The sequence below is a fragment of the Streptomyces mirabilis genome (assembly GCF_018310535.1).
In the GTDB taxonomy this organism is placed as follows: domain Bacteria; phylum Actinomycetota; class Actinomycetes; order Streptomycetales; family Streptomycetaceae; genus Streptomyces.
Window position 1 is genome coordinate 7,537,909 of sequence record NZ_CP074102.1, and the last position, 21,620, is coordinate 7,559,528.

24 protein-coding genes and 1 pseudogene are annotated in these 21,620 nt (G+C 69.8%); 18 read left to right on the forward strand and 7 right to left on the reverse strand.

The window, feature by feature from the left end; translation table 11 throughout:
• The first annotated feature begins 108 nt into the window (after window positions 1-108).
• On the forward strand, window positions 109-849 hold the full coding sequence (locus tag SMIR_RS33330; RefSeq protein WP_168489918.1) for an SDR family NAD(P)-dependent oxidoreductase: 741 nt from the start codon (window positions 109-111) through the stop codon (window positions 847-849).
• Between the two features lie 60 nt (window positions 850-909).
• Here SMIR_RS33330 and SMIR_RS33335 read toward each other — a convergent pair whose 3' ends face one another.
• Both SMIR_RS33335 and SMIR_RS45155 read right to left on the reverse strand, forming a co-directional pair.
• Window positions 910-1,089: a hypothetical protein gene (locus SMIR_RS33335; protein ID WP_075032584.1), complete on the reverse strand. Its 180-nt coding sequence runs from the start codon at window positions 1,087-1,089 to the stop codon at window positions 910-912.
• Between the two features lie 227 nt (window positions 1,090-1,316).
• Window positions 1,317-1,778 carry a winged helix-turn-helix transcriptional regulator gene (locus tag SMIR_RS45155; RefSeq protein ID WP_527252128.1) on the reverse strand — a complete coding sequence of 154 codons (462 nt, stop codon included), beginning with the start codon at window positions 1,776-1,778 and terminating at the stop codon, window positions 1,317-1,319.
• Between the two features lie 74 nt (window positions 1,779-1,852).
• On the opposite strand from SMIR_RS45155, the gene SMIR_RS33345 reads away from it, so the two are divergent.
• A complete protein-coding gene (locus SMIR_RS33345; protein ID WP_168489916.1) occupies window positions 1,853-2,428 on the forward strand; it encodes a carboxymuconolactone decarboxylase family protein in 576 nt (191 codons plus the stop codon).
• Between the two features lie 14 nt (window positions 2,429-2,442).
• On the opposite strand, the gene SMIR_RS33350 is transcribed toward SMIR_RS33345, so the two are convergent.
• Entirely contained in the window at window positions 2,443-3,318 is an 876-nt protein-coding gene (locus SMIR_RS33350) for an undecaprenyl-diphosphate phosphatase (protein ID WP_212727738.1), read from the reverse strand.
• A 355-nt stretch (window positions 3,319-3,673) separates the two neighbouring features.
• Here SMIR_RS33350 and SMIR_RS33355 point away from each other — a divergent pair, with 355 nt between their 5' ends.
• Genes SMIR_RS33355 through SMIR_RS33365 form a run of 3 tightly spaced genes read left to right on the forward strand, consistent with a single transcriptional unit; the run spans window position 3,674 to window position 6,542 of the window.
• The gene (locus SMIR_RS33355; protein WP_168489914.1) at window positions 3,674-4,876 is read left to right on the forward strand and encodes a Gfo/Idh/MocA family protein; all 1,203 of its coding nucleotides are present in this window, start codon (window positions 3,674-3,676) and stop codon (window positions 4,874-4,876) included.
• On the forward strand, window positions 4,873-5,814 hold the full coding sequence (locus tag SMIR_RS33360) for a DUF6807 domain-containing protein (RefSeq protein WP_168489913.1): 942 nt from the start codon (window positions 4,873-4,875) through the stop codon (window positions 5,812-5,814). Before SMIR_RS33355 ends, SMIR_RS33360 begins: the two co-directional genes overlap by 4 nt.
• Window positions 5,811-6,542 carry a cupin domain-containing protein gene (locus SMIR_RS33365; protein WP_248002850.1) on the forward strand — a complete coding sequence of 244 codons (732 nt, stop codon included), beginning with the start codon at window positions 5,811-5,813 and terminating at the stop codon, window positions 6,540-6,542. The genes SMIR_RS33360 and SMIR_RS33365 overlap by 4 nt, the downstream gene beginning before the upstream one ends.
• Before the next feature lie 47 nt (window positions 6,543-6,589).
• Here SMIR_RS33365 and SMIR_RS33370 read toward each other — a convergent pair whose 3' ends face one another.
• On the reverse strand, window positions 6,590-7,051 hold the full coding sequence (locus tag SMIR_RS33370) for a winged helix-turn-helix transcriptional regulator (RefSeq protein WP_168489912.1): 462 nt from the start codon (window positions 7,049-7,051) through the stop codon (window positions 6,590-6,592).
• A 102-nt stretch (window positions 7,052-7,153) separates the two neighbouring features.
• Between SMIR_RS33370 and SMIR_RS33375 the strand changes: the two genes are divergently transcribed.
• Window positions 7,154-8,323, forward strand: a complete 1,170-nt coding sequence (locus SMIR_RS33375; protein ID WP_212727739.1) for a thiolase family protein — start codon at window positions 7,154-7,156, stop codon at window positions 8,321-8,323.
• A gap of 55 nt (window positions 8,324-8,378) precedes the next feature.
• On the opposite strand, the gene SMIR_RS33380 is transcribed toward SMIR_RS33375, so the two are convergent.
• The gene (locus tag SMIR_RS33380; protein WP_212727740.1) at window positions 8,379-9,158 is read right to left on the reverse strand and encodes a TVP38/TMEM64 family protein; all 780 of its coding nucleotides are present in this window, start codon (window positions 9,156-9,158) and stop codon (window positions 8,379-8,381) included.
• A 49-nt stretch (window positions 9,159-9,207) separates the two neighbouring features.
• Here SMIR_RS33380 and SMIR_RS33385 point away from each other — a divergent pair, with 49 nt between their 5' ends.
• The 3 genes from SMIR_RS33385 to SMIR_RS33395 all read left to right on the forward strand — a co-directional run bounded on the left by SMIR_RS33385 (window position 9,208) and on the right by SMIR_RS33395 (window position 12,431).
• Window positions 9,208-9,942, forward strand: coding sequence for a DNA alkylation repair protein (locus tag SMIR_RS33385; protein ID WP_212727741.1), 735 nt, complete (start codon window positions 9,208-9,210; stop codon window positions 9,940-9,942).
• A gap of 318 nt (window positions 9,943-10,260) precedes the next feature.
• A complete protein-coding gene (tuf, locus tag SMIR_RS33390) occupies window positions 10,261-11,439 on the forward strand; it encodes an elongation factor Tu (RefSeq protein WP_168489909.1) in 1,179 nt (392 codons plus the stop codon).
• Between the two features lie 146 nt (window positions 11,440-11,585).
• Entirely contained in the window at window positions 11,586-12,431 is an 846-nt protein-coding gene (locus SMIR_RS33395; protein ID WP_211118665.1) for a spermidine synthase, read from the forward strand.
• Here SMIR_RS33395 and SMIR_RS33400 read toward each other — a convergent pair.
• Window positions 12,393-12,695: pseudogene (locus SMIR_RS33400) on the reverse strand (MFS transporter); the annotation flags it as partial. The gene SMIR_RS33395 and the pseudogene SMIR_RS33400 overlap by 39 nt on opposite strands.
• Window positions 12,696-13,149: 454 nt before the next feature.
• On the opposite strand from SMIR_RS33400, the gene SMIR_RS33405 reads away from it, so the two are divergent.
• The 7 genes from SMIR_RS33405 to SMIR_RS33435 all read left to right on the forward strand — a co-directional run bounded on the left by SMIR_RS33405 (window position 13,150) and on the right by SMIR_RS33435 (window position 18,536).
• A complete protein-coding gene (locus SMIR_RS33405) occupies window positions 13,150-13,581 on the forward strand; it encodes a WXG100 family type VII secretion target (protein WP_168489908.1) in 432 nt (143 codons plus the stop codon).
• 62 nt (window positions 13,582-13,643) lie between these two features.
• Window positions 13,644-13,961, forward strand: coding sequence for a WXG100 family type VII secretion target (locus SMIR_RS33410; RefSeq protein ID WP_212727742.1), 318 nt, complete (start codon window positions 13,644-13,646; stop codon window positions 13,959-13,961).
• 37 nt (window positions 13,962-13,998) lie between these two features.
• A complete protein-coding gene (locus tag SMIR_RS33415) occupies window positions 13,999-15,654 on the forward strand; it encodes an RNase A-like domain-containing protein (RefSeq protein WP_212727743.1) in 1,656 nt (551 codons plus the stop codon).
• 22 nt (window positions 15,655-15,676) lie between these two features.
• Entirely contained in the window at window positions 15,677-16,162 is a 486-nt protein-coding gene (locus SMIR_RS33420; protein WP_168489905.1) for a hypothetical protein, read from the forward strand.
• Between the two features lie 41 nt (window positions 16,163-16,203).
• On the forward strand, window positions 16,204-16,503 hold the full coding sequence (locus SMIR_RS33425; protein ID WP_075032352.1) for an RNase A-like domain-containing protein: 300 nt from the start codon (window positions 16,204-16,206) through the stop codon (window positions 16,501-16,503).
• Window positions 16,504-16,528: 25 nt separating this feature from the next.
• Complete coding sequence (locus SMIR_RS33430) at window positions 16,529-17,203, forward strand: contact-dependent growth inhibition system immunity protein (RefSeq protein WP_168489904.1); 675 nt, start codon at window positions 16,529-16,531, stop codon at window positions 17,201-17,203.
• 211 nt (window positions 17,204-17,414) lie between these two features.
• The gene (locus tag SMIR_RS33435; protein ID WP_249938506.1) at window positions 17,415-18,536 is read left to right on the forward strand and encodes an IS630 family transposase; all 1,122 of its coding nucleotides are present in this window, start codon (window positions 17,415-17,417) and stop codon (window positions 18,534-18,536) included.
• Between the two features lie 45 nt (window positions 18,537-18,581).
• On the opposite strand, the gene cpt is transcribed toward SMIR_RS33435, so the two are convergent.
• Entirely contained in the window at window positions 18,582-19,112 is a 531-nt protein-coding gene (gene cpt, locus SMIR_RS33440) for a chloramphenicol phosphotransferase CPT (protein WP_168499318.1), read from the reverse strand.
• 412 nt (window positions 19,113-19,524) lie between these two features.
• On the opposite strand from cpt, the gene SMIR_RS33445 reads away from it, so the two are divergent.
• Window positions 19,525-20,118, forward strand: coding sequence for a DUF4291 domain-containing protein (locus tag SMIR_RS33445; RefSeq protein ID WP_212727745.1), 594 nt, complete (start codon window positions 19,525-19,527; stop codon window positions 20,116-20,118).
• 409 nt (window positions 20,119-20,527) lie between these two features.
• Window positions 20,528-21,571 (forward strand): serine hydrolase domain-containing protein, encoded by a 1,044-nt coding sequence (locus SMIR_RS44985; RefSeq protein ID WP_422664532.1) that lies wholly within the window; start codon window positions 20,528-20,530, stop codon window positions 21,569-21,571.
• The last annotated feature ends 49 nt before the right edge of the window (window positions 21,572-21,620 follow it).

The window sequence follows — 21,620 nt, forward strand, 5'->3', positions numbered from 1 at the left end:
CGCACCTTTGCCCCCTGCCCGGCGGTGCGTCCTCGATCGTAGAGTGATCGAAGACCAGTGCGGGCTCGAGACGGCCCCGGGTTGCCCGTTCGCCACCAGGAGGCACGTATGACACGTCACGTCACCGTTGTCACGGGCGGCAGCAGGGGGATCGGTGCCGCGACGTGCGCGCGTCTCGCGGCGGACGGCCACGACGTGGCGGTGGGGTACGTGAGCGACGGCGCCGCCGCGGAGTGGACCGCGAGCGCCGTCCGCGCGGCGGGGGCCCGCTGCGTCACGGTACGTGTGGACACCTCTGACGAGGACGACGTCGAGCGGCTCTTCGACACGGCGGCGGACCGGCTCGGGCCGGTGACGGGCTTGGTGAACAACGCCGGCGTGACCGGTCCGCTCGGCAGGCTCGCGGACACCGACCCCGCCGATCTACGGCGCGTGGTGGACGTCAACCTGCTGGGCACGCTGCTGTGTTCGCGGCGGGCCGCCCGGTCCATGGCGGCCTGGGGGAGTGGCGTCATCGTCAACGTGTCCTCGACGGCGGCCACACTCGGCAGCCCCGGTGACTTCGTCCACTACGCGGCCACCAAGGCCGCCGTCGACGCCCTGACGGTGGGCCTCGCCAAGGAACTCGGCCCGGACGGCATCCGCGTCAACGCGGTCGCACCCGGCATGATCGCCACGGAGATGCACGCCACCAGCGGAGATCCGGGCCGCGCCGAGCGCGCCGCCTCGTCGATTCCGCTGCGCCGCGTCGGTCAGGCCGAGGAAGTCGCCGCGGCCATCGCGTGGTTGATGTCGCCCGATGCGTCGTACACGACGGGGGCGGTGTTGCGGGTGTCCGGGGGGCGGTGAGCCCCGACCAGGGTGCCGGTCATCGACCCTTGGACTTCGTGCAGGTCCCCATGCCCGATCTCACGCGGCCTCGACGACCTCTCCGCGTATCGCTTCCGCCCACTTCACGACCAGCAGCTCGTACTCCGCGCGCTCCTGCGCGGAAAGGGAGCCGCCCGCGCGCATCCACAAGGCGCGGATCTGTTCGTTCAGCGCTGCAGCGGACCGCACGGAACCAGAGGACATTAAATCGGGGGACATGCGCACCAGCCTAGGGGCAAGGACTGACACTGCGCTACCGGGCGGCTACTCATCCCGTATGCGGTTCGTCACGGCCGACGCGGAGTGACGCGAACGGGCTCGGTCGATCCGTACGACGGCCCGCCGGCCCCGATGCCGAACGCCCCGGAACACCTCGCCGACGGCGCCCGGATCGTCGGTCGGGGGTGCGCTGTCGCCCGACTTCCGCCGGGGCGGCCGGGATCCGCTCACCGCCGCTCGGCCCAGGCGCGGGACCAGTCCAGCAGCGGCCCCATCGCGGCGACCAGGTCGTCGCCGAGCGCGGTGAGGTGCCACGCCGGCTGCGCCGCCGTCGCTGTCGACGAGGCGATGCCCGCCTCGCGGAGTTCCGTGAGGCGCGTGGACAGGACGCTGGAGGACATGCCGTCGCAACGGCGCTGGAGGTCCCGGAAGCCGATCGGGGCGCCGTTGCCGTGCAGTTCCCGGATGACCCGTAGCGTCCAGCGCCGGCCGAGCAGATCCAGCGCCGCCATGACGGGACGACCGGTGGCCGAGCCGCGGACGGGGCGGCCGGGGGCGGGAGCGTCCGAGTCCTGATGGGGGCTGCCCGGAGCCGAGGCGTCCGTGCCCTCGAAAGGGCCCTCGGGGCCCGGACGGCCCCGCCTCGGAATGCCGGAAGCCGAATCGTTCGGCGCGGGTGTCGTGCCCAAGTGAGTACCTCTCGCCGGGAGTCGCTCACCTCCCACCCTTGCGCTTCGATTTCAGAAGCGCAAGGCTGCCGGCCATGAAACAGCGCATCGACGGCGTCACGCCGCCCTACGAGCCCGAGACCGACCGCGCGTTGCACCGATGGATGCCGCCCGGTGTCGCCCGCGAACCCCTGATGCTGTTCAAGGTGCTGGAGCGCCACCCGGAACTCGCCTCACGTATGAGGGCACTGGGCGCCGGCCTCCTCGTCCACGGCCTGCTGAGCGACGCCGACCGGGAACTCGTCATCGCCCGCGTCGCCGCCCGCTCCGGATGCGCGTACGAATGGGGCGTCCACATGGCGACGTACGCCGAGACGGCCGGACTCACCCCGCGGCAGGTGACGCTCACGGCGACCGGCGGACCCGACCACCCGGCCTGGTCCGACCGGCAGGCGGCGCTGCTGCGTGCCGTCGACGAGCTGCACGACACGGCCCGGGTGAGCGACGCGGCCTGGAGCGGACTGCGGGAGCACCTCGACGAGCCCGAAGCCCTCGAGCTGCTGGTCCTCGCGGGCTGGTACCGCACGATCGCGTACGTCGCCAACGGCGCGCGGATCGAGCAGGAACCCTGGGCGCTGGCCTTCCCCGGGACGGACCGCTCCGGCGCCTGAGGGGTGGTGAGCCGTCAGCCCGCGGACTCGGCCGCGTGCGGGCTCAGCCCGCCCGTCGAGACCAGCGCGATGATGACGATGCCGAGCGCGATGCGGTACCAGACGAACGGCATGAAGCTCTTGTGCGAGATGAACTTCATGAACCACGCGATGACGGCGTATCCGACCGCGAACGCGATCACCGTCGCGAGGATGGTCGGCCCCCACGCCACATGTCCGTTCGCGGTGGCGTCCTTGACCTCGAAGGTGCCCGAGGCGAGCACGGCCGGCATCGCGAGGAGGAAGGAGTAACGGGCCGCCGCGGCGCGGGTGTAGCCCATGAAGAGGCCGCCGCTGATGGTCGCGCCGGACCGGGAGACGCCGGGGATCAGGGCCATCGCCTGGCAGAGGCCGTACAGCAGGCCGTCCTTGACGTTCAGGTCCTCGAGTGCCTTGCGCTGCTTGGGCGCACGGTGCTTACCGCCGGTCTCGTCACGCGCCGCGAGCCGGTCTGCGATGCCGATGACCACGCCCATGACGATGAGCATCGTCGCGGTGATCCGCAGATCGCGGAACGGGCCCTCGATCTGGTCCTTGAGTGTCAGGCCGAGTACGCCGATGGGTATGGAGCCGACGATGACCAGCCAGCCCATCTGGGCGTCGTGGCTCCGGCGCATCTCCTTGTTCGTGAGCGAGCGGAACCACGCCGCGAGGATCCGGCCGACATCCTTGCGGAAGTAGATCAGTACCGCCGCCTCCGTGCCGAGCTGGGTGATCGCGGTGAAGGCCGCTCCGGGGTCCTCCCAGCCGGAGAACGCCGCCGTCAGGCGCAGATGCGCACTGGAGGAGACGGGAAGGAATTCGGTCAGCCCCTGGACGAGTCCGAGGATGAGGGATTCAAACCAAGACATGAAGTGAGGTGGTCCAAGCGCTGATCGGAAAGGGGCGACGGGCACGCCGAGCCGCTGCGGGCGGTGATCACGGGTGTTGGTGGCAGCGTAGCGTCCCCCAAGGACAGCTCTGCCACAGGGGTTTCGTGCGCAGACAGTGGGCGGGCAGTGGGCGGACGGCGGGCGGGCGGTGACGGTCCTGTGCCGACCCGGTGGGCAACGTGGTCCACGGTGTGACCAGGGTGTTGACCTGCCGCTGGACCGGGACATACGTTGCAGTGGAAGAGAAAGCGCTTGCTGCCGCCGGTTCCGCTTCGGTGTCACCATGCGTTGGCCAACGTCTGACGTCACGTCCGATGGAGCGCTGATCACGTACATGAGTAAGAGCACCGAGTCCGCCCCCAACCGCCCCGCGACCCCGTTCGAGGGCCGCCGTATCCGGGCCGCCGTCATCGGTACGGGCGCCATCGCGCGCGGGAGCCATGTTCCCGCGCTCGCCCGGCTCGCCGAGGAGGGCGAGACGGAGATCGTCGCCGCGGTCGACATTGCGGAGGGCGCCGTCCAGAAGTTCTGCGCCGAGGCGGGCATCCCGCACGCGTACACCGATCTGGACCGCATGCTGGAGGAGCAGCGGCCGGACCTGGTCGCGATCTGCACCCCGCCGACCCTGCACCGGGACCAGACCGTCGCCGCGCTGCGCGCCGGGGCCTGGGTCTGGTGCGAGAAGCCGCCGGTCCTGACGCTCGCCGACTTCGACGCCGTCGAGGCGGAGGAGGGGAAGGACGGGGGCCCGTACGCGGCCATCGTCTTCCAGCACCGGTTCGGCTCGGGGTCCCGGCACGTGCGGCGCCTCATCGCCGAGCGGACCATGGGCCGCCCGCTCGTCGCGCACTGCCAGACCACCTGGTACCGCAATGCCGAGTACTACGCCGTGCCCTGGCGCGGGCGCTGGGAGACCGAGGGCGGCGGGCCCGCGATGGGACACGGCATCCACCAGATGGACCTGCTCCTGGACCTGATGGGACCGTGGAGCGAGGTGCGGGCCATGGCCGGGCGCCTGGTGCACGACGTGGAGACGGAGGACGTCTCGACCGCCCTCGTCCGCTTCGGGAGCGGCGCGCTGGCCACGATCGTCAACAGCGTCCTGAGCCCGGACGAGGTGAGCCGCATCCGTATCGACTGCGAGCGCGCCACCGTCGAGCTCACGCACCTTTACGGCCACAGCAACGACAACTGGCGGATCACCCCGGCCCCCGACGTGTCCGACGAGGACGTGGCGGCCTGGCGTGACTTCGGTACGGACGTGCCCAGCTCGCATCTGGAGCAGCTGCGGGAGCTGGTCGCGAGCATGCGCGCGGGGGAGCGGCCGCGCAGCAGCGGCGCCGACGGGCGGACCAGCCTGGAACTGATCACCGCGCTCTACAAGTCGGCGTTCACGGACACGACCGTCCGCGCGGGGGAGGTCGGGCCCGGGGACCCGTTCTACACGGCCCTGCACGGGGGCGCGCCGGGTTGGGCGCCGCCCGCCGCGTCCGCCGGCGAGTCCGCGTCCACCGTGAGCCAGGAGGTGTCGGCATGACCGAGTCCGCGCAGGGTGCGCTGCGTATCGTCCACGCCCATGGTGATCGCATCACGATCAGCGACACGACCACCGGCGTGGAGCTGTTGAGCTACGTCTACCGGCCCGAGGCGGCCTGGGAGGCCCCCAAGCCGTATCTGCACCCCCTCAGGACGCTGGCCGGCGACATCGTCACGGACTACCGGCCCAACGACCACCGCTGGCACAAGGGCCTCCAGATGACGGCCTCCCACCTGTCGGGCTCCAACCTGTGGGGCGGCAACACGTACGTCCACGGGGAGGGATACCTCGAACTCCCTGAACGTGTCGGGTCGATGGCACACGTCGGCTTCGACGAGGTGGTCTCGGACGGGGGCCGCGCGGTCATCGCCGAGCGCCTCACCTGGCATCCGTACGACGGTGAGCTGTGGGCCGAGGAGGAGCGCCGCGTCGAGGTGCACGACGTCGATCCCGCTTCGGGTTCCTGGGCGCTGACCTGGACGACCGCGGTCACCAACCGGCGGGACGAGGCGCTGCGCTTCGGCAGCCCGACCACCGCGGGTCGGGAGATGGCCGGCTACACGGGCCTGTTCTGGCGCGGACCGCGCGCCTTCCGGGACGGCCGGATCATCGGGCCCGACTCCGAGGGGCCCGGCCTCATGGGGCGGCAGGCGCCCTGGCTCGCGTACTCCGGCGAGCACGACGGCGCCGACGGCCACGCGACGCTCGTCTTCGCGCACGCCCCCGAGAACGACCACACCGGGGAGGCGGGAGCCCACCCGGCCCACTGGTTCGTGCGCAACGATCCGTTCGCCGCCGTCGCCCCCTCGTTCGCCTTCTTCGACGAGCTCGAACTCGCCCCCGGCGACACCCTCACCCGCCGCTACCGCGTCGTCGTGGCCGACGGGGCCTGGGAGCGCGAGGAGGTCGCCAAGTACCTGGGGGAGCACCCGTGGTGAGCGGCGCGCACGAGACCCCGGTGTTCAGCGGGCTGCCGGGCGCCGTCGCCGTCTCGCACCTCTGCGTGTACGACTGGCCCGCCGCCGACGGGGTCTCCGGCGGAACCCCCCATCTGCACCTGACCTGTTCGGAGGCGTACGTCGTCACCGGCGGGCGCGGAGCGGTGCAGACGCTGACGACGTCCGGGTACGAGGTCACGCCGCTCGAACCCGGCACGGTCGCGTGGTTCACACCCGGCACCATCCACCGCCTGGTCAACGAGGACGACCTGCGCATCACCGTCCTCATGCAGAACAACGGCCTGCCCGAAGCGGGTGACGCCGTGCTCACCCTGCCTCCGGAGTACCTGACCGACCCCGAGACGTACGCGGCCGCGACGGCCATCCCGGCCGACGCGCCCGAGGAGGAGCAGGAGCGGGTCGCCCGGGCCCGGCGGGACCTCGCCCTGGAGGGCTACCGGGCGCTGCGCGTGGCGGACGGGCCCGAGCCGCTCGCCGCGTTCCACCGGGCCGCGGCCGCGCTGGTGCGGCCCCGGCTCGCCGAGTGGCGCGAGCGGTGGCGGCGCGGTGCCGAGGCCGCCGCCGCGGCCACGGGAGAGCAGCTCGACCGGCTGGAGGGGGGCGACGTCTCCCACCTCGCCGACGCCCTCGTACGGTCCGAACAGCCGTCCGCGCACGGCAAGTTCGGGATGTGCGGACGCCTCGACGTCTACAAGGGGACCCATTAGCCCCTACGGGGGTTCTTCTCCGGGCCCGCGCCACCACAGGCCCGTCCCTATGCCACCGCAGGCCCCGTCGCCGTCCAGCCCGGGGTCTGCGGGTGGGCCGTCAGGTGGCCGTGCTCGACCACCTCGCCGCACTCCCGGCACACGACCTGCGGGACCAGCTCATGGCCGCAGGTGTGCTCCAGCATCATGGGACGGAAACCGCCCTCCTGGAGATGGCGGTCGCCCCACGCCATCAGCGTGTGCAGCACCGGATCCAGTTCCAGACCGGCCTGGGTGGGCCGGTACTCGTAGCGCTTCGGGCGGTCGCTGTACTCGACCTTCTCCAGTACGCCCGCGTCGACGAGCCGTTTCAGGCGGGCGGTGAGCACATCGCGCGGTGCGCCGATGTTGCGGACGAGCTGGTCGAAGCGGGTGGCGCCGAGCGACACCTCGCGCAGTACCAACAGGGAGTACTTCTCGCCGACGAGAGCGAGTGTGTCGGCGATCGAACAGGGGCGGGCGTCCTTCATGCCACCAGTCTAGAGGGTGGGTTGGATTGTCCAACCCACTGGGTTACTGTTGAGTCACCTAGTGGGTTTGGAAAACAAACTTGGTGAGTCTGGAGATCAAACATGCGTGACGCCGTCATCGTCGAAGCCGTACGCACCCCCATCGGCAAGGGCAAGCCGAACGGCTCCCTCGCCCACGTCCACCCCGTGGAGCTCCTCGCCCACACACTGCGCACCCTCGTCGAGCGCTCCGGAGTCGATCCGGCGCTGATCGACGACGTCATCGGCGGGACCGTCAGCCAGGTGGGCGAGCAGGCCGCGAACATCACCCGGTACGCGGCGCTCTCGGCGGGTTTTCCCGAGACGGTGCCCGCCACCACCGTGGACCGCCAGTGCGGCTCGTCCCAGCAGGCCGTGCACTTCGCGGCCCAGGGTGTCCTGTCGGGGGCGTACGACATGGTCGTCGCCTGCGGCGTGGAATCGATGAGCCGTGTGCCTATGGGCTCGAACGTCCGAGGCACCGAGGATCCCTTCGGACCCGGGATCGCGGCGCGCTTCCCGGAGGGCCTGGTGCCGCAGGGCATCAGCGCCGAGCTCATCGCCGCAAAGTGGGGCCTGTCGCGCGCGCAGATGGACGCCTTCGCGGCGGGCTCGCACCAGAAGGCGGCCGCGGCCTGGGACAACGGCCTCTTCGACGGCGAGGTCGCGCCCCTGGAGGGCTTGGCCCGCGACGAGAGTGTCCGGCCCGCCACCACCACGGAGATACTCGCCGGACTCAAGCCCGCCTACTACGCCCCGGCCTACGCCGAGCGCTTCCCACAGATCGACTGGTCCGTCACGGCGGGCAACGCGAGCCCGATCAACGACGGCGCGTCGGCCGTGCTGATCACGTCGAGCGAGACCGCGGCCAGGCTCGGGCTGCGCCCGCTCGCCCGCCTGCACAGCTTCGCCGTCACCGGCTCCGACCCGCTGCTGATGCTCACGGGCGTCGTCCCGGCCACCGAGAAGGTGCTCCGCAAGGCGGGGCTCACCCTCGGCGACATCGACCTCTTCGAGGTGAACGAGGCCTTCGCGAGCGTCGTCCTGAGCTGGCAGCAGGAGACGGGCGCGGACCTGTCCCGGGTCAACGTGCACGGCGGGGCGATCGCGCTCGGCCACCCGCTCGGCGCGAGCGGCACCCGGCTGACGACCACCCTCGTGCACGCGATGCGCGAGCGCGGAGCCCGCTACGGGCTGCAGACGATGTGCGAGGCGGGAGGACTCGCCAACGCGATGGTCATCGAGGCCGTGTGATCGCGGACGACCCGGGCCGTCCGGGGTTCCCGAGAGCCGCCGTGCCGGAGGCTGATCAGTGTCCGCGCAGGTGGTGGCGCTTGCGCCAGGCCACCACCGCGCCGACCAGGGCCGGCAGCGCGATGAAGCCCATGGCGATCAGGAAGGCGGGGGAGGTCGGCGCCGAGGCCCGGGCCCCCGCGACGGCGTACGCGGCGGTGTTCGGGATCGATCCCAGGGCGGTGGCGAGGAGGAACGGCAGCCAGCCCATGCGGGAGACAGCCGCGCAGTAGTTCGCCGCCCAGAAGGGCACGCCGGGGAACAGCCGGGCCATCATCATCGTACGGAAGCCGTGCCGGCTGAGCTGTCCGTCGGCCGCCTTCAGCCAGCGGGCGCGCAACAGCGGGCGCAGCGCGTCCTGCCCGAGGATCCGGCCGAGCCCGAACGCCACGCCGGCGCCGAGCACCGTGCCCGCGAGCGCGGTGCCGAGGCCCAGCTGCGAGCCGAAGAGCGCGCCCGCCGCGAGGTTGAGCAGCGGCCGGGGTACGAACGCCACGGTGCACAGTCCGTACGCCACCGCGAACACCACGGCCGCCGCGGCGCCGCTGAGCTGCGGCGGCCAGCCGTCGGAGAGCAGCCGCTGCGGTTCGAAGAGCAGCACGCTCGACGCGGCCGCCGCGAGCAGCACCAGCAGCAGGGAGAGCCGGGACCAGGGCGAGAGCAGGACTCTCGTGCAACGGGCGGCGAGGCCCGTGGGCGTGGCGACGGCGAACTCCGCGGCGAGGGAGAGCTCAGTGACGGGAGCCGGGGGAACGGCTGTGGCGGTGCCCCCAGAGCGGGTGGTGGCATCGAGCATTCGGCGACACTAACCGACCCGTGTGTGTGATCGCCGTATGGTTCGTCTCATGGGCGTCACAGGTTCCGGAACGTCGGGTACGCGGTTCGAGGTGCCGAACAGTTCCCTCGCGGACACGGTCCTGGAACGGCTCACCGCCACGTACGGCGCGGCGGCCGATCCGCAACGGGCCGTGTCCATGCGAGCGTACCTGAAGGACGTCGCCCCCTTCCTCGGTCTGACCACGCCCGATCGCCGCGTGCTGTCCCGCACGGTCCTCCTCGCAACAGCGGCCCCTGAAGAGGCCGATTGCACCGCCGTGGCCCTGCGCTGCTGGGCGTTGCCGGAGCGCGAGTACCACTATTTCGCCGTCGACTACCTGCGCCGCCATGTGAGGCAACTCTCTTCCGGTTTCCTCCCGGTGACGCGCCATCTCGTCGGCACGGTCTCCTGGTGGGACACCGTCGACGCACTCGCCGCCCACGTGGTGGGAGGCCTCGTGGCCGCCGACCCGAAGCTGAAGAGCGACATGGACGCGTGGATCGAGGACGACGACCTGTGGGTCGCCCGTACGGCCCTGCTCCACCAGCTCCGTTACAAGGAGACGACCGACACCGAGCGGCTCTTCGCCTACTGCGTACGGCAGTCCGGACATCCCGACTTCTTCGTCCGCAAGGCGATCGGCTGGTGTCTGCGCGAGTACGCGAAGACGGACCCGGAGGCGGTACGGGCCTTCGTGGCCCGGGAACAGGGGCGGCTCGCGCCCCTCTCCGTACGCGAGGCGCTCAAGAACATCGGCCCCTGACACACCGGCAGAAGCACCTGCCACACCCGCCCGCGTGGCGGGAAAAACCATTCGACGTGGCCGGATACGTCGGCGATGATCGCCTCATGTTCCGGCACGCCTTCCTCCTCGCAGCATCCGCAGTCGCGGATGCGCCGAAGGCTGCCGTCCCGATCATCGTGGCCGCCGTCGACGGCGCCCGAAGCTGACCCTTCCCGGATCGTCCGGCGGACCCCGCAGGGGGAGGGTCGGCAAGTCCTTGGGGTCCCCGTCCCGGCCGCTGAGCGCCGGGGCCATCACTCAGCTCCGCTGACACTGAAGAGGCTTCGAGGTATCGCCATGCCCAAGACGGCATACGTCCGCACCAAACCGCACCTGAACATCGGCACGATGGGTCACGTCGACCACGGCAAGACCACCCTGACCGCCGCCATCACCAAGGTCCTCGCCGAGCGCGGCTCCGGCAGCAGTACCCGATACGTATCGTTCGACCAGATTGACCGGGCGCCGGAGGAGGCCTCGCGCGGCATCACCATCAACATCGCGCACGTCGAGTACGAGACCGACACCCGCCACTACGCGCACGTGGACATGCCGGGTCACGCCGACTACGTCAAGAACATGGTCACCGGCGCGGCGCAGCTCGACGGGGCGATCCTCGTCGTCTCCGCGCTCGACGGGATCATGCCGCAGACCGCCGAGCACGTGCTGCTCGCCCGGCAGGTGGGCGTCGACCACATCGTCGTCGCCCTGAACAAGGCCGACGCGGGCGACGAGGAGCTGACCGACCTCGTGGAGCTGGAGGTCCGCGAGCTGCTCTCCGCGCACGGCTACGGGGGCGAGTCCGTACCCGTCGTACGGGTGTCCGGTCTCAAGGCGCTTGAGGGCGACTCCCGTTGGACGGCGGCGATCGACGCGCTGCTCGACGCGGTGGACACGTATGTGCCCATGCCCGAGCGGTACCTCGACGCGCCGTTCCTGTTGCCGGTCGAGAACGTGCTGACGATCACCGGGCGCGGGACGGTCGTCACCGGCGCGGTCGAGCGCGGCACGATCCGGGTCGGCGACCGCGTCGAAGTGCTCGGCGCGGCCGTCGACACGGTGGTCACCGGCCTGGAGACCTTCGGCAAGCCCATGGACGAGGCGCAGGCCGGGGACAACGTGGCGCTGCTGCTGCGCGGGGTGCCCCGCGACGCCGTACGCCGCGGGCACATCGTCGCCGCGCCCGGCAGCGTCGTCCCCAGTCGCCGTTTCTCGGCCCAGGTGTACGTCCTGTCGACGGGCGAGGGCGGTCGTACGACACCCGTCTCCACCGGGTACCGGCCGCAGTTCTACATCCGCACCGCGGACGTGGTCGGTGACGTCGACCTCGGCGAGCGGGCGGTCGCCCGGCCCGGCGACACCGTCACGATGACGGTCGAGCTCGGGCGCGAGGTGCCGTTGGAGCCGGGGCTCGGCTTCGCGATCCGCGAGGGCGGCCGGACGGTCGGCGCGGGGACGGTGACCTCGGTGGGCTGACGGCCGAGAGGCAGGACGAGGGTGCCCGCTCCCGCTACGAGGGGAGCGGGCACCGACTCGTACCGATAGCCGTCGGAGAGCCCGCGGCCCGCGCGGCGGTCAGGCAGCGCTGACAGCGCTCCTGAAAGGGGCGGCACAATGGACCTGTGGACGAGCCGATACCCGTGACACGGACCGTGGATCATGGAACCGCCAAGCTGATGCCGGACGTGGACCGGAGGCGGGCCTGGCTGCTCACGGTCGATGGCGCACCGCAGTCGTACGTCGATCTGGACGAGCCGACCCATCTGGAGTTCGAGTACGCCCGACGGCTCGGGCACGTCCTGGACATGGTCGTGGAGTCGGGACGGCCCCTGGACGTGCTCCACCTCGGCGGCGGAGCCCTGACGCTGCCCCGCTATGTGGCCGCGACCCGCCCCGGCTCACGGCAGGACGTGGTGGAGGCCGACCTGGGCCTGCTGGAGCTGGTCCGCGAGCACCTGCCCGTACCCGAGGACGCGGGCGTCACGCTGCACGGCGCGGACGCGAGAGGCTGGCTCGAATCCGCCGCGCCCGCCTCCGCCGACATCGTGATCGCGGACGTCTTCGGCGGCGCGCGCGTCCCGGCGCACCTGACGTCCACGGCGTACGCGCGCGCCGCCGCGCGCGTGCTGCGCGAGGACGGCGTCTATCTGGCCAACCTCGCCGACGCCGCGCCCTTCGTCTTCCTGCGCTCCCAACTCGCCACGTTCGCGACCGTGTTCGAGGAGCTGTCCCTGATCGCCGAACCCGGTGTGCTGCGCGGCCGGCGCTTCGGCAATGCGGTGCTCGTGGCCTCCCACCGCCCGCTCGACACGGCCGCCCTCGCCCGCCGCACGGCCGCCGACGCCTTCCCGGCGCGTGTCGAAAGCGGCGCGGCGCTGCGGGAGTTCATCGGCTCCGCCGCACCCGTGCGCGACGAGGACGCGGTCGCCTCACCCGAGCCGCCCGGCGGTGCCTTCAGCATCGGCTGACCGGAGCTCGACCTCCGCCACCGGTGACCCCTGGGCCACCGGCTTGGTCCGCCGGGTCAGATTCCGTACGTCCGGCACGCACAACACGGCCGCCGTGACCACGACGACCAGCGCCGAACAGCCCCACAGGGCGGTCGTACGCCCGAGGGCCGCTTCCGCCGGGCCCGCCAGGGCGGTGGCCAGCGGGACCATCGCGATCGAACCGAACCAGTCGTACGCCGAGACGCGGGAGAGCTTGTCCTCGGGGATCTCCTGGTGCAGCGAGCAACGCCTGAACGAAAGTAGCCTCTACCGGGAGTTGCTGAGCCTGGGAGCCCTTACCGGCTCGGGTCATGGCAAGATCGCCACGGGTATCGTCCCGTGGACCCGAACGGGCACTGCAGCCTGGGCGGGACGGGGGTCAAGCTAAGTACCCCCTTCGGGACGAACTGGGGGCATCCTGCCCGACGGGTATCGCTTCGGCGCCGGGAAGTACCGGAGGAGTATCTGGATCGGCCTGAACTTCCGTCCAACCGGCCGTGGCATCGATCACCGATCGCATGACACCACGGCCGCGTGGGTTGCGACGTACCTGACCGGCGTCGCGTCTGCCAAGACCTGAGCGCGCCGCTGTCTGTCGTCTTGCTCTGTTCCCCCCGTACATCCGTTACTGGTGCCCCTTCCGTAAGATCCTTAAGTCTGTTGGGACACAAGATGCCGACCAGTCGGGGGATGCGACATGGGAGTAACCGGTGCAAGCGCGGACGAGGGAGGCGGCCCCGATCTGCGTGTGTCGTCGAAGGGCCTGACGAAGCTCGCCGGTGACCTCGGCGACATGCAGGACCATCTCGACAAGCAGGTCAAGCGCATGGACGCGATCGTCGACCGCATCGAGGCCGGCTGGCGCGGCCCAGCGGCCACGGCGTACCGGGAGTTCCACCGGGCGGCCACCGAGGACGCCGTAGGCATCCGTGAAGTGATGAAGCTGCTGGAGGGGGCCGTACGGCTGAGCCGGGACGGGTTCAGCGAACACGACCTGGAGGTGCTCGAACAGATGCAGCGCATCCAGGTGGACATCAACAGCGAAGTCGACAAGCTCTCCACGCTGAACCCGGAGATCGGGACGGGCGGTGCTCCGTCACCACCGCGCAGCAGCCTCGACTCCTTCTGACCTGAGCAGCCGCACACCAGGTACTCGCTTCGCACGCCCAGTTGCCGACATCAAGGGGCATCATGTCGACCAGGCTCGCCGCCGACGACGGCCGCATAACCGTCTCCTTCTCCACCCTCCACGAACTCAACACCGAACTGGAGGACATCCTCAAGCAGCTCAACGACAAGCTGGAGGGCCTATACGAGCGTGTCCAGCCCGTCGTCCTGTCGTGGAAGGGTGAGGCCCGCGAGGTCTTCGTCCAGAAACTCGACGACTGGGACCGCTCCGCACAGGACCTGCAGGCAGCCCAGAAGTGGCTCCACGCCTACGTCGCCACCGGCCATACCAACTACGCGGCAGCACATCGAGCAGTGCTGCGCGGTTGGGGAGCCGCTTGATGGCCACTCCGCCGGCCCCCAGAGCGGAACGATCGATGTGACCCCGTCCGTCCTGTACGGGGTCTCGACAGGTGTGGCGGGGCAGCAGGACCCCCTGGACCGGGGCATCAAGTCGTTCCTCGACGAACTGGCCCGGTACCCCGACGGCGGCGGCAGAGGGTCGGCCATGAAGGACTTCACGACCGCCTACCTGCAAATCGCCGACAGGTTCCTCGAGGTGTGGGCCAAGTCCGTGGTGAGCGTCGGCGGAGCCGCGGTCGGCTTCACGACCACTGCCAACAACTACGCGGCGGCCGACGCCGCCACACACCCCTCTGCGGCAGGGCACGCGACGCACCGGCCCATCCCCCATGTCATCGCCACACCCCCGAAATACGGTCCCGTCACGGACTTCAAGTGGGGGGACATCGACGCCGGTCAGGACTGGATGCAGGAGGCCCTGGAAGGCCTGGAGGCCGCGGTCCTGGCCGTCATGCGGCCGTTGTTGGAGCACGAGTGCCGCTGGGGCAAAGCGGCGACGGTCCTGCCGTTGCCCAATCACCTGCGCCTGTACTCGATCTCCCAGACATGGCGAATGCCGCAGACGACGCTCGGCATGGTGGACGGAACGCTCACGGGCCTCGTCGGCACCATCACGGACCAGACCAACCAGGACTGGTACAACGCGATGCGTACGTTCTGCAGCACGTTGTGGGGAACCTCCGCCTGGGGCAAAACCCGCGAGGGACACGACTGGTCCAATGACGACGCCACGAAGAGGGGGACCAGCCACCCCGTCTTCGCCGTCCTGTTCGACACGTGCGACGCCGTGGTCGACGCGGTCTATGCCGTCGCCAAGGCGGCCGAAGACGTCAGACACGATGTGCACCGGATCTACCGCCAAGCCGTCATCGACAGTCTCAAGCAACTCGATCCCAGAAACTTGGACGTCACGGACGCAAAGAGCCTGGTGAAAGGACTGTGGGAAGCGGGCAAGGGCCTGGTCACGGACCTCTCGGTCGGCATCGTGCTGGACATCGACGAGGGCGCCCTGAACGACGCCGTGTCGGCCTACAACAACCGCGTCCACCGCCAGGCCCATGCAATCAAGTCACTGCTGCCGGCCCTGGACGAGGCTTACACGAGCGCACCAACCTTCAATGCCGAGTCGGCCAGGGCCGAGGCGTTCGGTGCGCGGGCCCTGACCGATTTCAAGGGAAACCCGCTGTACACGGTGCCGGGGGACAGCGAAGCCAACCACGTGTATCCGATCGACCTGGCGAATCAGGAGGGAGTCCACAGGAGCCACATCATCGACAAACACGTGGGCAAGACCGATGAGCAGCTCGCGCAACGACTCAGGGATCAGCCGACGATCGACGCCGCTTCCACTTTCACCGATCTGACTTCCGCGCAGAAATACACACAAGACGCGCTGGAATATGTGGGACCGCCTGCTAATTCAGGTCAGCAGAACGAAGGCGTTGACAATCAGGAAAAGATCAAGAGGTGGCTCTCCAGGCCGCGCAGCGACAGTTCGATTCTGACTCTAGATCCGGTTGGGTTCAATTCTGTGACCGGGCGTACCGTTGAGGCGGGGAACCCTCAGGCAAGTGCGGCGCAGGACACGCACACAGTGAAGGTCGTACTTAAATATAAGAATGGCCTTCACCCGCCCTATGTGGTCTATACGTCCATGCCGACGCTGCCGTGAGCACACCGTGGGAGGATCTGTGATGGAGAGGAAGACGGGCCTGCCCGCCTGCGTTCAGGGGTGTTTCGACGAAGGTCAGTCTTTCGCCGCGCTCGTAGCACGCAAAGGCGCGGACTGGTATGACACCGTCATGGACGCGATCCAGGAGCATCCCGTGCTCCGGCAGGTCGACCGCACGGAGTTGCGAGACGGCATCCTGCAGGTCGCACCCCCCAAAGCCCTGGATCTGGCCGGGCTGATTTCGGTCGGATCTCTTTTGTACGGCCCTCTGAAATCCCTTCGCACACCGGATGTGGAACGCGACGCATGTCTGCGGGACGTCCTGAACGCCGTGGGGAATGACGCACGTTTCTTCACCAATCATGGGCACGCGGAAGACGGTGAAGAGGCCGACTTCCTGGCCTCGTCCTTTCATGCCAATGCCCTTGCCGGCACCACCATCGACATCTGTCTCATCGGGGTGTCGGACGAGAACGTCCTGGTGCTCTGGCGCTTCGAGGACGACTAGCCAATCGCTGCCCCCACAGCTTCCAGGAGAGGACACCGAAGGTGCGCACCCGTTCCGCCACCTACCCCGACCGCGAGACCGCCCAGTGGGCCACCCAGCAGGTCGTCACCGTCAACGAACAGGCCATCCATCGCTGGCTGGCCCAGTCCACGCGCCCGCGCCTGACCATCGAGGCGTCCTGGCCGTCCCGGCCCGAGCCGGCCGGACGCGTCCTTCTGCAGGCGATGATGCTGGCCGGGCGGGAGCCTGTCGATGTCCGGGCGGCCCGCGTGGTCCTCAAGCGGGACACCTCCCGCCCCCACGGCTTCACCGTCCACGCCACCTTCCCCATCTACCTGTAGAGACGACCCGTAGAGGCTGACCACCGTGCCCCTGAGCCCCCTCGAACACGACCGCCGCTACGGCGAACTCGACCAGGTGATCCGCGCCTACACCGGGCAGCCGGCCGACGACACCCCGGACGAGGCCAGTCAAGCCCTGACTGCTTATCTCCGGCAGACCTGGCACAGGCGACCGTGGGCTCTCGCCATCGCCGAGCGACAGCTGCGGGACTACGCCGAGAATCCTCCGGGGCGCCTGCGGCTGCGCCTCGGGGAGTTCTACGCGATCCCCGACGTCGGCCTGCCCGAAGACGAGATCCGGCAGTGGCTGCACTGCCTCGCCGATCACCTGAAGCACAGCATCGAGGAGGGCGAGGTCCCGCCCCCGGACACCCCCGCCACCCACTGGGAATGGCGCGCCCGTTTCCCCGAGCTGGGCCAGTTCCTCGGCGGCTGGTTCTCGCAGGACATGCCGGACGAGTTCAACGACCACGACGCGGCCGTCGACGACTACCGAACCTCCACCGACCCCCATCTCGTCGCCCGGCTCGTCGGCGAGCTGCACGAACTCCTGACGCTCGACCTCGACGAGTCCGACTACGCCCTCGCCGTCGCCGAGCTGGGCATGGAGGTCGACTCTCCGGCACCGTATCCACCCAGCGGCTGGCTCGCACTCGTCGTCGACCGGCTGACCGGCCCGCAGGCCAAGTACGGGTCCTGAGCAGGAACCGATGAGTCGACGTGACATGGTGTCGCCCGCCTGCTCGCCCGGCTTGCGAGGTGAGCGACGGGTCACATGGCACAACAGGCTCGCCGGGACGGGCGTCAAGCTAGTGCTCTGACCGCGAAGGTTCACCGGGTTGCCGTTCGCGGTGCGGGACTTGCGCGCGGTTGGATGTGTGCCGACATCCAATCTGGTGCGTGGAGGCGCGGTGGCAGAGCCGGTCAAGGTCCGCAGACTGACCGACCAGGAAGGGCAGAGGCTTCAGCAGATTGTGCGCCGGGGCAGCACCAGTACGGTGCGCTACCGGCGCGCGATGATGATCCTGGCCTCGGCCGGAGGTAACCGGGTTCCGGTGATCGCCCAGCTGATCCAAGCCGACGAGGACACGGTGCGCGATGTGATCCACCGGTTCAACGAGATCGGCCTGGCCTGCTTGGACCCTCAGTGGGCGGGAGGCCGTCCCCGCCTGCTCAGCCCTGACGACGAGGACTTCGTCATCCAGACGGCCACCACCCGCCCCCGCACACTCGACCAGCCCTTCACCCGCTGGTCCATCCGCGAACTCGCCGCCTATCTGCGCAAAGTCCACGGCAGGGTGATCCGCATCGGCCGTGAGGCTCTGCGAATGCTACTGGCCCGCCGCGGGGTCACCTTCCAGCGCACCAAGACGTGGAAGGAGTCAACCGACCCCGCCCGCGACGCCAAGCTCGACCGGATCGAGCACGTCCTGGAGCACTTCCCGGACCGCACGTTCGCCTTCGATGAGTTCGGCCCGCTGGGCATCCGGCCCACCGCAGGATCCTGCTGGGCCCAACGCAGCCGGCCCGACCGGCTGCCGGCGACTTACCACCGCGCCCACGGCGTCACCTATTTCCACGGCTGCTACTCCGTCGGTGACGACACCCTGTGGGGCGTCAACCGCCGCCGCAAAGGCACGGCCAACACCCTCACGGCCCTGAAGTCGATCCGGGCAGCCCGCCCCGACGGCGCCCCGATCTACATCATCCTGGACAACCTCTCCGCCCACACGGGCAACAAGATCCGCCGCTGGGCGAAGAAGAACAAGGTCGAACTGTGCTTCACCCCGACCAACGCCTCCTGGGCCAACCCGATCGAAGCGCACTTCGGACCGCTGCGGCAGTTCACCCTTGCCAACTCCCACCACCCCAACCACACCGTCCAGACCCGCGAGCTGCACCGTTACCTGCGCTGGCGCAACACCCATGCCCGCCACCCCGACGTGCTGGCCGCCCAACGCCGCGAACGCTCCCGGATCCGCAGCGAGAAGGGCATCCGCTGGGGAGGACGGCCCCTGGCCCCAGCGGCCTGATCGTCACGGCGCCCCGGTCATAGCGGCAGACAGCCGCGCTGTCGATCACCTGACACGTGCGGCGATGGCCCGTGCGCACTCCATCGACTCGGCATGCGTGGTGTCCACCTCCAGGTCATAGACCACGCCTCGGTGGACCACATCCGCCTGGGACACGGCCATCCCGATGACCCGATCGCCTCGTGCGACCTCACGGCCTGCGGCAACCGCACTGTCACACCGGACGCCGACCCACAGCACCCGCAGGTCACGCAAAGTCTTCTGCCACCGCTGCTGCGAGTCCGCTCCGCCGAGGAAGACCTCATCGACGATGACCCGGGCGCCCGCACGGGCCATCGCGGCGACTCCCTCGATCCATGCCGCTTCCAGCGTCCGGAACTCCGGCCCGACGACCACCTCTCCGTCCGGAGCGAACTCGATCCCCGCATCCGACGCCTGCATGGACGCTGGCATCGCGTCAACCAGCGTGTCGGTCCCGAGAGCCAGCCACGGATCCGGCAGGACCGCCTGCAGACACCGGGCGATCCCGGACTTCCCGGAGCTGGAACCACCGTTGAGAACGATCACCTCAGTCATCACCGCGCCACAGTAGAGGCACCGCAGCAACCCCCGAAACGGATTTCCGCGAACGCTGCCGCCTCCTACAACCCGGTGAACCTTCCCGGTCAGAGCACTAGGTGACCCGTTCGAAACGAACTGGGGAGCGTCGTGCCCGACTGGCATCGCTCCCGCGCCCGAAGCGCCGGAGAGGAAACCGGGCCGGCCTGAGTCGAGCCCAACCGGCCGTGGCGTCGATCGCCGTTCGCGCGCCGCCATGGCCGAGCTGTCTCGCTGAAGGGGCCGAACCATCGATGCGGTCATAAAAGCGCTGGCCGTACTGCAGGCGAGGTCCTTGCCTGCCCTCGCGCTTGCTGAGGCAGGGGACACCACCACGGCATACGCGAAAATCAATGGCCGACGGGAACCGGTCGACCCCACCCTGTACGCCATGGAACAACCGCTGCGCGGCATCCGTGCGCTCCACACGGCATCCACGATCACCGTTTACCAGGCGTACTCCCCGGAGATCGGTATGCCCGCAGTTCGCCAGGGCCGATTTACCGCTGCGTGGAAGCGGGACCGTATGACGTGGATCAAGCCGTCTTTTCTGTGGATGATGTACCGCTGCGGCTGGGCGACGAAGGCCGGGCAGGAGACTGTTCTGGCCGTCGAGATCACCCGCGACGGCTTCGAGTGGGCACTGCGCCACGCGTGCCTGTCGAGCTATGTGCGCGGGCTGCACCCCGACCGCGGCACCTGGCAACGTCAGCTCAAGCGCGCACCGGCTCGCGTCCAGTGGGACCCGGAGCGTGACCTGCACCTGCGCCCACTGACGTACCGCTCACTCCAACTCGGGCTCTCCGGCGAGGCCGTAGGGCGCTACGCGGACGAGTGGACGGTGGCCATCAGCGACGTGACTCCGCTCGCCCGCGAGATCCACGACCTCGTAGGCCGCAACGAGCTGGACGCTGCGACCGTGCTGCTGCCCCAGGAACACCCCTACCCCGCCGGGGACGAACTGCTGGCCCATCTCCGTCCATGACCGGACAAGCCGGCCGAACGGCCGACGGCCGTCCGTGAGAGGAACGACGGCTTGATCCATGTCAAGCCGCGTTCACAGACCGTTTCAGCAACCCTCGGGATGTTCTGGGGCCGGGAGCAACACCTCTTCAAATGCAAACTCACCACTATTGGCCTTGTGACTCTGGCCGGGACGTGTGATGGGAATCGCTTTGCGGGGCTGACCATGGCTGCGAGTGCGAAGCAGCGACCGCCGGAACGGTTCTGGTCGGAACCGCGTTGAAGTCGGCGGGCGATCGTGATCGCGGTCCCCCGGGTCGGAGGGGGGAGGGTCTGTGCACACCAGCACGGTGCCGGACAACCCGGCGCAGCGGCGCGTCGAGGAAGTCCTGGCGGAGCTGACGGGATCCGGCGTGGAGGTCGGGGTGCAGGTGGCGGCCTGGCGCGACGGCGAGTTGGTGGTCGACGCGTGGGCGGGGACGGCCGACGTCGCCGAGGGGCGGCCGATGGGGCCGGACACCTTGGTCCCGGCCTGGTCGACCGGCAAGGGCGTGGCGGCGGCCCTGGTCGCGGTACTGGTGGACCGCGGGGTGCTGGCGTACGACGCGCCGGTGGCGCGGTACTGGCCGCGGTTCTGCGCGGCGGGGAAGGAGCGGATCACCCTGGGGCAGGTGCTCGGCCATATGGCCGGGTTGCCCCAGTTGCCGGCGGACGTGACCCCGGAGCGGCTGCTCGACCTGCCGACCATGGCCGACTGGATCGCCGGGCAGCGGCCGCGGTGGGAGCCCGGTAGCGCCTTCGGTTACCACGCCTGGACCTACGGGGTGCTGCTCGCCGAGATCCTGCGCCGCGCTACCGGCCGGACCTGCGACCAGCTGCTGCGTGAAGAGCTGGCCGGTCCGCTCGGGATCGGTGACGAGCTGCTCTTCCATGTCCCTGAGCACCTCGCGTCGCGGGTGGCCACCTGTTACGACGGCGGCTGGGCGGCGCGGCTGGAGCGGATGCCGCCCGGGGCGCCATTCTTCGACTGCGTTCCCCACGGGGTGCTGCCGGTGGCGGAGTTGGGCAACCGCGACGATTTCCGGCGTACGGCACTGCCGGCCAACGGGATGATGACCGCGCGCGGGGCCGCCCGTCTGTACGCGGTGCTGGCCTGCGGCGGTGAGCTGGAGGGGGTACGGCTGCTCTCGGCGGCGACCTTGAAGGAGGCGACCACGGGGTGGGCGAGCGGGGTGGACAGGATGATGGGCACCACCTGCACGATGGGCGGCGGATTCGTGATCGGGGACAGCGGAGCGAAGCCGGTGCGCCCGGCAGGCGGCTTCGGCCACAGCGGGTCGGGCGGCAACACGGCCTTCGCCGACCCAGCGCATCGGTTCTCCTTCGCTCTGGTCAAGAACCGGATGACCGTGCCCGGCCTGGACGCGCGGCTGACAAGCGAGATCCGTACGGCGCTCGGCATCACGAGCGACTGAGGACCCGCGGGCAGCGGGTACCACGAGATCGTCGTGGTCTCTCCAATAG

What these genes read in the sequence shown, in the direction of transcription:
- SMIR_RS33330 (WP_168489918.1), top strand. Translation starts at nt 109, where the DNA reads ATGACACGTCACGTCACCGTTGTCACGGGCGGCAGCAGGGGGATCGGT.
- SMIR_RS33335 (WP_075032584.1), bottom strand. Translation starts at nt 1,089, where the DNA reads ATGTCCCCCGATTTAATGTCCTCTGGTTCCGTGCGGTCCGCTGCAGCG.
- SMIR_RS33345 (WP_168489916.1), top strand. Translation starts at nt 1,853, where the DNA reads ATGAAACAGCGCATCGACGGCGTCACGCCGCCCTACGAGCCCGAGACC.
- SMIR_RS33350 (WP_212727738.1), bottom strand. Translation starts at nt 3,318, where the DNA reads ATGTCTTGGTTTGAATCCCTCATCCTCGGACTCGTCCAGGGGCTGACC.
- SMIR_RS33355 (WP_168489914.1), top strand. Translation starts at nt 3,674, where the DNA reads ATGAGTAAGAGCACCGAGTCCGCCCCCAACCGCCCCGCGACCCCGTTC.
- SMIR_RS33360 (WP_168489913.1), top strand. Translation starts at nt 4,873, where the DNA reads ATGACCGAGTCCGCGCAGGGTGCGCTGCGTATCGTCCACGCCCATGGT.
- SMIR_RS33370 (WP_168489912.1), bottom strand. Translation starts at nt 7,051, where the DNA reads ATGAAGGACGCCCGCCCCTGTTCGATCGCCGACACACTCGCTCTCGTC.
- SMIR_RS33375 (WP_212727739.1), top strand. Translation starts at nt 7,154, where the DNA reads ATGCGTGACGCCGTCATCGTCGAAGCCGTACGCACCCCCATCGGCAAG.
- SMIR_RS33380 (WP_212727740.1), bottom strand. Translation starts at nt 9,158, where the DNA reads ATGCTCGATGCCACCACCCGCTCTGGGGGCACCGCCACAGCCGTTCCC.
- SMIR_RS33385 (WP_212727741.1), top strand. Translation starts at nt 9,208, where the DNA reads ATGGGCGTCACAGGTTCCGGAACGTCGGGTACGCGGTTCGAGGTGCCG.
- tuf (WP_168489909.1), top strand. Translation starts at nt 10,261, where the DNA reads ATGCCCAAGACGGCATACGTCCGCACCAAACCGCACCTGAACATCGGC.
- SMIR_RS33405 (WP_168489908.1), top strand. Translation starts at nt 13,150, where the DNA reads ATGGGAGTAACCGGTGCAAGCGCGGACGAGGGAGGCGGCCCCGATCTG.
- SMIR_RS33410 (WP_212727742.1), top strand. Translation starts at nt 13,644, where the DNA reads ATGTCGACCAGGCTCGCCGCCGACGACGGCCGCATAACCGTCTCCTTC.
- SMIR_RS33420 (WP_168489905.1), top strand. Translation starts at nt 15,677, where the DNA reads ATGGAGAGGAAGACGGGCCTGCCCGCCTGCGTTCAGGGGTGTTTCGAC.
- cpt (WP_168499318.1), bottom strand. Translation starts at nt 19,112, where the DNA reads ATGACTGAGGTGATCGTTCTCAACGGTGGTTCCAGCTCCGGGAAGTCC.
- SMIR_RS33445 (WP_212727745.1), top strand. Translation starts at nt 19,525, where the DNA reads ATGGAACAACCGCTGCGCGGCATCCGTGCGCTCCACACGGCATCCACG.